This is a genomic window from Pantoea sp. QMID4 (assembly GCF_030270445.1).
GTDB classification, from domain to species: domain Bacteria; phylum Pseudomonadota; class Gammaproteobacteria; order Enterobacterales; family Enterobacteriaceae; genus Pantoea; species Pantoea vagans.
Genome location: NZ_BSXL01000014.1, coordinates 29,855 through 39,504 on the forward strand (window position 1 = coordinate 29,855; position 9,650 = coordinate 39,504).

The window sequence follows — 9,650 nt, forward strand, 5'->3', positions numbered from 1 at the left end:
GTAAAAATTCACTCAGGATAGTTATGTCTAACAGTGCGATGAGTGTGGTGATCCTTGCTGCTGGCAAGGGCACCCGTATGTATTCCGATCTGCCTAAAGTTCTGCATACGCTGGCAGGCAAACCGATGGTTCAGCACGTCATTGATGCCGCTAAAGGGCTGGGCGCACAGCAGGTGCATCTGGTTTATGGTCACGGCGGCGACCGCCTGAAAGCGACACTGACCGACAGCACGCTGAACTGGGTGCTGCAGGCCGAGCAGCTCGGTACCGGCCACGCCATGCAGCAGGCCGCGCCTGCTTTTGCCGATGATGAAGATATCATGATGCTTTACGGCGACGTGCCGCTAATTACCCAGGCGACATTACAGCGCCTGCGCGAAGCAAAACCGCAGGGCGGGATTGGCTTACTTACCGTGGTACTGGACGACCCGACCGGCTATGGCCGCATCGTGCGTGAGAACGACACCATCACCGGCATTATCGAACAGAAAGATGCCAGCCCGGCGCAGCTCACGATTAAAGAGATCAACACCGGTATTCTGATTGCCAACGGTGGCGATTTAAAACGCTGGCTGTCACTGCTCACCAATAACAATGCGCAGGGTGAGTATTACATCACCGATATTATCGCGCTGGCACATCAGGAAGGTCGGGTGATCAACGCGGTTCATCCGGCACGCATCAGTGAAACCGATGGCGTGAATAACCGTTTGCAGCTGGCGACATTAGAACGCACCTGGCAGGCTGAACAGGCCGAAAAACTGCTGCTGGCCGGCGTGATGCTGCGCGATTCGGCACGGTTTGACCTGCGCGGGACGCTGACGCATGGGCGGGATGTTGAAATCGACACTAACGTTATTATTGAAGGCCAGGTCACGCTGGGCTCGCGCGTCAAAATCGGCGCGGGCTGCATTATCAAAAACAGCGTGATCGGCGATGATTGTGAAATCAGCCCCTATACGGTGATCGAGGATGCTCATCTCGCTACCGCCTGTACCGTCGGGCCATTTGCCCGTTTGCGTCCTGGCAGCGATTTGGCCGACGCTGCCCACGTGGGTAACTTCGTCGAAATGAAGAAAGCGCGTCTGGGCAGGGGATCGAAAGCGGGTCACCTTTCCTATCTTGGCGATGCGGAGATTGGCGACAACGTGAACATCGGTGCAGGCACCATCACCTGCAACTACGATGGCGCGAACAAATTCAAAACTGTGATTGGCGATGACGTATTTGTCGGCTCAGATACGCAGCTGGTGGCTCCGGTCAGCGTCGCGGCAGGTGCTACCATTGCGGCAGGCACCACCATCATGAAAGATGTGACCGAAGCCGGTCTGGTCTATAACCGTAAAGAACAGAATCACAAAGCGGACTGGCAGCGCCCGGTGAAGAAAAAATAAATTTTTAACGGCCCGCTTTATGCGGGCCAATGCAGTGCAGTGCCAAAACTATAATCCCCAATCTCTACAAGGCTCGGGGAACCGGCAAAGCCGGATATCAGGTCGCATGACAACAGAAGTGGCGAAAAGCCATGTAGTCAGGAAAACATCATTATGTGTGGAATTGTTGGTGCAGTAGCGCAACGCGATATCGCAGAGATTCTGCTGGAAGGTCTGCGTCGTCTTGAATATCGCGGATATGATTCGGCCGGTCTGGCCGTAGTCGATCGCCAGGGGCATGTCACGCGCCTGCGGCGGTTAGGGAAAGTGCAGAAACTGGCGGAAGCCGCTGAACAGCAGCCGCTGATTGGTGGTACCGGCATTGCGCACACGCGCTGGGCAACCCATGGCGAGCCGTCGGAAGCAAATGCGCATCCGCACGTCTCAGAGCACATCATCATCGTGCACAATGGCATCATAGAAAACCATGAGCCGCTGCGTGCTGAGCTGATCGAACGCGGCTACGTCTTTGCCTCTGAAACCGACACCGAAGTGGTGGCGCATCTGGTTCACTGGGAGCAGAAGCAGGGCGGTTCGCTGCGTGAAGTGGTACTGCGCGTGATCCCACAACTGCGCGGTGCCTATGGCATGGTGATCATGGACAGCCGCGATCCGTCGCTGCTGGTGGCGGCCCGTTCCGGCAGCCCGCTGGTGATTGGCCGTGGCATGGGCGAAAACTTTATCGCCTCGGATCAGCTGGCCCTGCTGCCGGTGACCCGCCGCTTCATCTATCTGGAAGAAGGTGATATCGCCGAGATCAGCCGTCGCGATGTCACGGTAATTGACCGTGAAGGCAATACCGTGACGCGTGCCGAGATCGAGTCGAACCTGCAATATGATGCCGGTGACAAAGGTATTTACCGTCACTACATGCAGAAAGAGATCTACGAACAGCCGATGGCGCTGAAAAGCACCCTGAGTGGGCGCTTCAGTCAGGGGCAGGTTGACCTCAGCGAGCTGGGCACGGGTGCAGAAGCGCTGCTGAGCCAGGTGGAGCATATCCAGATTATCGCCTGCGGCACCTCTTATAATTCCGGCATGGTGTCACGATACTGGTTTGAGTCGCTGGCAAATATCCCCTGTGACGTGGAGATCGCCTCAGAGTTCCGCTATCGCAAGTCAGCGGTGCGCAAAAACAGCCTGCTGATCACCCTGTCGCAGTCGGGTGAAACGGCGGATACCCTGGCAGCACTGCGTCTCTCGAAAGAGCTGGGCTACCTGGGTTCACTGGCTGTCTGCAACGTGGCCGGTTCGTCACTGGTGCGGGAATCTGACCTGGCACTGATGACCAAAGCGGGCACCGAAATCGGCGTCGCCTCCACCAAAGCGTTCACCACCCAGTTAGCGGTGCTGCTGATGCTGGTGGCGAAACTGGGTCGTCTGAAAGAGATGTCTGCGGAGACTGAGCATGAGATCGTTCATGCCCTGCAGGCGTTGCCGAACCGGATTGAGCAGATGCTGGCGCAGGATAAGCTGATTGAGAATCTGGCCGAAGGCTTCTCTGACAAGCATCACGCGCTGTTCCTGGGCCGTGGCGATCAATATCCGATTGCCATGGAAGGAGCGCTGAAGCTCAAGGAGATCTCTTACATTCATGCGGAAGCCTACGCCGCAGGCGAACTGAAACATGGTCCGCTGGCGCTGATTGATGCGGACATGCCAGTGATCGTAGTGGCACCTAACAACGAACTGCTGGAGAAGCTGAAATCCAACATCGAAGAGGTGCGCGCACGGGGCGGCCTGCTCTATGTGTTTGCCGATCAGGATGCGGGCTTCAGCGACAGTGATGGGATGAAGATTATCCCGTTGCCGCATGTTGAAGAGGTGATTGCGCCGATCTTCTACACTGTGCCGTTGCAGTTACTCTCTTATCATGTCGCCCTGATCAAAGGCACGGATGTCGATCAGCCTCGTAACCTGGCGAAATCGGTTACCGTGGAATAACCTGGTGGGCCCCGTCGCGGGCCCACTTCATTCTGGCCTCTGTCATATAACTGTCACATTTCGTACATTTCACTGTCATCAAACTGTCCTATTTTCCCTCCTGCAGCAATCACAGACTCTTACTAAAACGGCCCCTAGCCTGACTTTTCTCCCCTGGAGGGAATATGACACTGATGCGTAGCACCGTAGCCCGAATCCTCGCCACCACTTTCGCCGTAAGCGCGGTATCTGCTTTTGCGGCCACCGATCTCACTGGCGCAGGCGGGACATTCCCGGCGCCGGTTTATGCCAAGTGGGCAGCAGAATATCAGCAAGCCACCGGTAGCAAAATTAACTACCAGGGCATCGGTTCATCTGGCGGCGTGAAACAGATCATCGCCAAAACCGTTGATTTCGGTGCGTCCGATGCGCCAATGAAAGATGAAGATCTGCAGAAAAATGGTCTGTTTCAGTTCCCTACCGTCATCGGTGGCGTGGTACTGGCGGTTAACCTGCCAGGCATCAAGTCAGGCCAGCTGACGCTGGATGGCAAAACCGTCGGTGATATCTACCTCGGCACCATCAAAAAGTGGAACGACCCGGCGATTGCCAGACTTAACCCGGGCGTGAAACTGCCAGAGACCAACATCAACGTGGTGCGTCGCGCTGACGGTTCAGGCACCTCGTTCGTCTTCACCAGCTATCTGGCGAAAGTAAACCAGGACTGGAACAGCAAAATCGGTAAAGGCAACACCGTTAACTGGCCGGTGGGTCTGGGCGGTAAAGGCAACGACGGCGTCGCCGCCTTTGTTCAGCGTCTGCCGGGTTCTATCGGCTATGTGGAATATGCCTACGCCAAACAGAACAACCTGACCTACACCAAACTGATCGATGCCGATGGTAAAGCGGTCGCGCCGAGCGAAACCAGCTTCAGCAATGCTGCGAAAGGCGCTGACTGGAGCAAATCGTTCGCACAGGATCTGACCTTTCAGAAGGGCGCGGATGCCTGGCCAATCTCCTCAACCACCTTCATTCTGATCTACAAAGATCAGGCGAATGCGGCTAAAGGCGCTGAAGTGCTGAAGTTCTTCGACTGGGCTTACAAAAGCGGCAGCAAAACCGCCACAGCGCTGGATTATGCTGCGCTGCCAGAGAGCGTGACCGAGCAGATTCGCGCCGCCTGGAAAGCCAACATCAAAGACAGTTCTGGTAAAGCGCTTTATCAGTAATTGACCGATCCTGACCGGACAGTTGTCCGGTCAAACCCAACGGGCGGCTCATGCCGCCCTGATAACTTCTGAAGACTGAGACTTCTATGGCTGCAACGAAGCCGGCATTCAAAGCCCCAGGCAAACAAGGTGACAGAATTTTTGGCGCACTGGTCAGGCTGGCTGCGCTGATTGTGCTGTTACTGATGGGCGGCATTATTGTCTCCCTGATCATCTCCTCGTGGCCCAGCATCCAGAAGTTTGGTTTCGCCTTTTTGTGGACCAAAACCTGGGATGCGCCCAACGAACAATTTGGCGCACTGGTTCCGATCTACGGCACCCTTGTGACCTCCATCATCGCCCTGGTTATCGCCGTGCCGGTGAGTTTTGGTATCGCGCTGTTCCTGACTGAACTCGCGCCAGGCTGGCTGCGTCGCCCGTTGGGCACCGCCATTGAGCTGCTGGCAGCTATCCCGAGTATCGTTTACGGCATGTGGGGCCTGTTTGTCTTCGCGCCACTGTTTGCCGAATATTTCCAGACGCCGGTAAACGACGTGATGTCGGGTATTCCGATTGTCGGCGAGCTTTTCTCCGGCCCCGCTTTCGGTATCGGTATCCTCGCGGCGGGCGTGATTCTGGCTATCATGATCATCCCGTACATCGCCTCGGTGATGCGCGACGTCTTTGAGCAGACCCCGGTAATGATGAAAGAGTCAGCCTACGGCATCGGCTGCACCACCTGGGAAGTGATCTGGCGCATCGTCCTGCCATTTACCAAAAATGGTGTGATTGGCGGCGTGATGCTGGGACTGGGTCGTGCGCTGGGTGAAACCATGGCAGTGACCTTTATCATCGGCAATACCTACCAGCTCGACAGCCCGTCGCTGTTTATGCCGGGTAACAGCATCACCTCGGCGCTGGCCAACGAGTTTGCGGAAGCGGAATCGGGCGTCCATGTCGCCGCGCTGATGGAGCTGGGCCTGATCCTGTTTGTGATTACCTTTATCGTACTGGCGATTTCAAAGCTGATGATTATGCGACTGGCGAAAAGTGAAGGAGCGCGCTCATGACCACGATTGAAATTCAGGCGCGCGCCGAACTGGACGCATCACGTCGTAAAATGCAGTCCTGGCGCAGCACGAAAAATAAAATTGCACTGACGTTGTCGCTGCTGACCATGGCGTTTGGCTTGTTCTGGCTGGTGTGGATCCTCTTCACCACCGTATCGCGCGGCGTGGATGGACTCTCGTGGTCCCTGTTCACCGAATCAACGCCACCACCGAATACCGCGGGCGGCGGGCTGGCGAACGCCCTGGCGGGCAGTGGCTTGCTGATTTTCTGGTCGACCTTTTTCGGCACACCGCTGGGCATCATGGCCGGGATCTATCTGGCGGAATATGGGCGCAAATCGGCCCTGTCAGAAGTGATCCGCTTTATTAACGACATTCTGCTTTCAGCCCCCTCCATTGTGGTCGGCCTGTTCGTCTACACCCTGGTGGTGTCGCAGATGCAGCACTTCTCCGGCTGGGCCGGGGTGATTGCGCTGGCGCTGCTGCAGGTGCCGATTGTGATTCGTACCACCGAAAATATGCTGCGACTGGTGCCAGACAGTATGCGTGAAGCGGCTTATGCGCTTGGCACGCCCAAGTGGAAGATGATCTCGGCCATCACCCTGAAAGCGTCGGTCTCCGGCATCATCACCGGCGTGCTGCTGGCGATTGCCCGCATCGCAGGGGAAACGGCTCCCCTGCTGTTTACGGCGCTGTCGAACCAGTTCTGGAGCACCGACATGATGCAGCCGCTGGCGAACCTGCCGGTCACCATCTTCAAGTTCGCCATGAGCCCGTTCGCCGAATGGCAGAGCCTGGCCTGGGCGGGCGTGCTGATCATTACCCTCTGCGTGCTGATGCTGAACATCGTGGCGCGGGTGATTTTCGCCAAAGGTAAACACGGTTAACTTCCGGCGCGGCCCTGCGCGGCGCCGTATAAGAGAGATGAATTATGAGTATCGCGACAGCAACAGCCGATAAAATTCAGGTCCGTAATCTGAACTTCTATTACGGCAAGTTTCATGCGCTGAAGAACATCAATCTGGATATCGCTAAGAATCAGGTCACCGCGTTTATCGGCCCATCGGGCTGTGGTAAGTCGACCCTGCTGCGTACCTTCAATAAGATGTACTCGCTCTATCCGGAGCAGCGGGCCGAAGGGGACATTCTGCTGGATGGCGAAAATATTCTGGCGACCCAGCAGGATATCGCGCTGCTGCGCGCCCGCGTCGGCATGGTGTTTCAGAAGCCGACGCCGTTCCCGATGTCGATCTATGACAATATCGCCTTTGGCGTGCGCCTGTTTGAAAAGCTGTCGCGTGCCGATATGGATGAGCGCGTCCAGTGGGCGCTGACCAAAGCGGCGCTGTGGAATGAAACCAAAGACAAGCTGCATCAGAGCGGTTACAGTCTCTCCGGCGGCCAGCAGCAGCGTCTGTGCATTGCGCGCGGTATCGCTATTCGCCCGGAAGTGTTGCTGCTGGATGAGCCCTGCTCCGCGCTGGATCCTATCTCTACCGGTCGTATTGAAGAGCTGATCACCGAACTAAAACAGGACTACACCGTGGTGATCGTGACGCACAACATGCAGCAGGCGGCCCGCTGCTCTGACCATACGGCTTTCATGTATCTGGGCGAACTGATTGAGTTCAGCGACACCGACACGCTGTTCACCAAGCCCGCGCAGAAGCAAACCGAAGACTACATTACTGGCCGCTACGGCTGATCTGACAGGAGATCGACATGGATAATCTGAATCTGAATAAACACATTTCCGGTCAGTTCAATGCCGAACTGGAGCATATCCGAACTCAGGTAATGATCATGGGCGGCATGGTCGAGCAGCAGCTGACCGATGCGATTACCGCCATGCATAATCTGGATGGCGAGCTGGCGCAGCGGGTGATCGACGGCGACCAGAAGGTCAATATGATGGAAGTGGAGATTGATGAAGCCTGCGTGCGCATCATCGCCAAACGTCAGCCGACCGCGATCGATTTGCGGCTGGTGATGGCGATCATCAAAACCATTTCCGAGCTGGAGCGCATTGGCGACGTGGCCGAGAAGATCAGCCGCACGGCGCTGGAGAAGTTTGGTCAGCAGCATCTTCCGTTGCTGGTGAGCCTTGAGTCGCTGGGTCGTCACACCGTGCAGATGCTGCATGACGTGCTGGACGCCTTTGCCCGCATGGATCTCAATGAAGCGATCACCATCTACCGTGAAGACAAAAAGGTGGATAAAGAGTACGAAGGCATTGTGCGCCAGCTGATGACCTACATGATGGAAGATCCGCGCACCATTCCCAGCGTGCTGACAGCGCTGTTCTGCGCCCGCGCCATTGAGCGCATCGGCGATCGCTGCCAGAACATCTGTGAAATTATCTTCTATTTCGTCAAAGGTCAGGATTTCCGTCACGTGGGTGGAGATCGGCTCGATGAATTACTGTCGGGTGACGACGGCAGCAACCGCCCTTCCTGATCCATCTTATCCCTGTGCCGGAGTGGCGCAGGGATAAGCCTTTTCAATTGGTCACATCCTGAACTCTCTTTATAATTGCGGCACTTTTCTTTCAGAGGTGCGCAACGATGTCCCCTTCCCCCCAATCTAAACCGGGCGTAACGCCGGGCAAAGCGATGCTGGCTGCGGTCAGCGGCTATGCCATGGATGGATTTGACCTGCTGATACTTGGCTTTATGCTGCCGGCTATCAGTGTTTCGCTGGCGCTTAATCCATCACAGGCGGGATCGCTGGTGACCTGGACGCTGATTGGCGCGGTTATCGGTGGCATTGTCTTCGGTCATCTCAGCGACCGTTATGGTCGTATCCGTATGCTTACCGTCACGATTCTGGTCTTCTCAATCTTTACCGGCCTGTGCGCGGTGGCGCAGGGCTACTGGGATCTGCTCGCCTGGCGAACGCTGGCGGGTGTGGGTCTGGGTGGCGAATTTGGTATCGGCATGGCGCTGATTGCCGAAGCCTGGCCTGTTGAGAAGCGTAACCGCGCCTCAGCGTGGGTCGGTATCGGCTGGCAGCTCGGTGTGCTGATGGCAGCCTTTATCACGCCACCACTGTTGAATATCGTTGGCTGGCGCGGCATGTTCCTGGTCGGATTATTACCGGCACTGGTCTCATTTGCCATCCGTCGCGGTATGGGCGAACCGGCGATGTTTCAGCGGCAGGTTAAACATGTACCGTCCCTCTCGTTTCCGGCGCGCCTGAAGCTGCTGGTACGCGACCGCTCAACCGCCAAAGCCAGTCTCGGTATTTTTATCCTCTGTTCAGTTCAGAACTTTGGTTACTACGGGCTGATGATCTGGATGCCGAGCTACCTCTCCTCCAGCTTTGGCTTCAGCCTGACGAAATCCGGCCTCTGGACCGCGGTAACGGTGGTCGGGATGACCTTTGGTATCTGGCTGTTTGGTGTGCTGGCCGACCGCTTTGCGCGCTGGAAAATCTTCCTGCTCTATCAGTTTGGTGCCGTCGTGATGGTGGTAGTTTATGCTCAGCTGCGCGACCCGGATATCATGCTGTTTACCGGTGCGATCATGGGGATGTTTGTTAACGGCATGATTGGTGGCTACGGTGCGCTGATTTCCGATACCTTCCCGCCGCAGGTGCGTGCTACCGCGCAAAACGTCCTGTTCAACCTGGGGCGTGGCGTGGGTGGCTTCGGCCCGGTGGTGATTGGTCTGCTGGCGAGCCAGTTCTCGTTCACCGCGGCGATTACCCTGCTGGCGCTGATCTACCTGCTGGATATTGTGGCAACGCTGTTCCTGCTGCCGAAGAAGCAGGGTCAGGAAGATACGCTGGGTGCAATTGGCTGATGCTTTGATGAAATGGCTGGGTAAATGATAGCCCAGCCATTCCGGAGTGGTAACAGGTTTCAGGGCTCCCTTTTCTGTATCACTTACCTTGTATCTAACATTACGTGGTGATTAGCTATCACCACTGAAGCAGAGCGAACCGGTCCCTTTCCTGAGGACGGTTTAAATACCGATCCTGTCTGGCAGCTTACGGTCCTCTGCTTCACCTTTCAC

Annotated in this window: 8 protein-coding genes; all 8 read left to right on the top strand. The window is 56.3% G+C overall.

All coding sequences use genetic code 11. From position 1 onward, the window contains the following. Positions 1–23: 23 nt before the first annotated feature. The 8 genes from glmU to QSK07_RS22320 all read left to right on the top strand — a co-directional run bounded on the left by glmU (position 24) and on the right by QSK07_RS22320 (position 9,437). Positions 24–1,394 (top strand): bifunctional UDP-N-acetylglucosamine diphosphorylase/glucosamine-1-phosphate N-acetyltransferase GlmU, encoded by a 1,371-nt coding sequence (gene glmU / locus QSK07_RS22285; protein WP_098051958.1) that lies wholly within the window; start codon positions 24–26, stop codon positions 1,392–1,394. Between the two features lie 153 nt (positions 1,395–1,547). Next, a complete protein-coding gene (gene glmS, locus QSK07_RS22290) occupies positions 1,548–3,377 on the top strand; it encodes a glutamine--fructose-6-phosphate transaminase (isomerizing) (RefSeq protein WP_098051957.1) in 1,830 nt (609 codons plus the stop codon). A gap of 164 nt (positions 3,378–3,541) precedes the next feature. Continuing rightward, complete coding sequence (gene pstS / locus QSK07_RS22295) at positions 3,542–4,585, top strand: phosphate ABC transporter substrate-binding protein PstS (RefSeq protein ID WP_033734595.1); 1,044 nt, start codon at positions 3,542–3,544, stop codon at positions 4,583–4,585. Positions 4,586–4,671: 86 nt separating this feature from the next. Continuing rightward, entirely contained in the window at positions 4,672–5,634 is a 963-nt protein-coding gene (gene pstC / locus QSK07_RS22300; protein ID WP_098051956.1) for a phosphate ABC transporter permease PstC, read from the top strand. Further along, on the top strand, positions 5,631–6,521 hold the full coding sequence (gene pstA / locus QSK07_RS22305) for a phosphate ABC transporter permease PstA (RefSeq protein WP_285723248.1): 891 nt from the start codon (positions 5,631–5,633) through the stop codon (positions 6,519–6,521). The genes pstC and pstA overlap by 4 nt, the downstream gene beginning before the upstream one ends. A 44-nt stretch (positions 6,522–6,565) precedes the next feature. Continuing rightward, positions 6,566–7,339: a phosphate ABC transporter ATP-binding protein PstB gene (gene pstB, locus QSK07_RS22310; protein ID WP_013359568.1), complete on the top strand. Its 774-nt coding sequence runs from the start codon at positions 6,566–6,568 to the stop codon at positions 7,337–7,339. A 17-nt stretch (positions 7,340–7,356) separates the two neighbouring features. Next, positions 7,357–8,091, top strand: a complete 735-nt coding sequence (gene phoU, locus QSK07_RS22315; RefSeq protein ID WP_009088225.1) for a phosphate signaling complex protein PhoU — start codon at positions 7,357–7,359, stop codon at positions 8,089–8,091. A gap of 107 nt (positions 8,092–8,198) precedes the next feature. Further along, entirely contained in the window at positions 8,199–9,437 is a 1,239-nt protein-coding gene (locus tag QSK07_RS22320) for an MFS transporter (protein ID WP_285723249.1), read from the top strand. The last annotated feature ends 213 nt before the right edge of the window (positions 9,438–9,650 follow it).

Coding starts and splice junctions, on each gene's coding strand:
- glmU (WP_098051958.1), top strand. CDS start 24: ATGTCTAACAGTGCGATGAGTGTGGTGATCCTTGCTGCTGGCAAGGGC.
- glmS (WP_098051957.1), top strand. CDS start 1,548: ATGTGTGGAATTGTTGGTGCAGTAGCGCAACGCGATATCGCAGAGATT.
- pstS (WP_033734595.1), top strand. CDS start 3,542: ATGACACTGATGCGTAGCACCGTAGCCCGAATCCTCGCCACCACTTTC.
- pstC (WP_098051956.1), top strand. CDS start 4,672: ATGGCTGCAACGAAGCCGGCATTCAAAGCCCCAGGCAAACAAGGTGAC.
- pstA (WP_285723248.1), top strand. CDS start 5,631: ATGACCACGATTGAAATTCAGGCGCGCGCCGAACTGGACGCATCACGT.
- pstB (WP_013359568.1), top strand. CDS start 6,566: ATGAGTATCGCGACAGCAACAGCCGATAAAATTCAGGTCCGTAATCTG.
- phoU (WP_009088225.1), top strand. CDS start 7,357: ATGGATAATCTGAATCTGAATAAACACATTTCCGGTCAGTTCAATGCC.
- QSK07_RS22320 (WP_285723249.1), top strand. CDS start 8,199: ATGTCCCCTTCCCCCCAATCTAAACCGGGCGTAACGCCGGGCAAAGCG.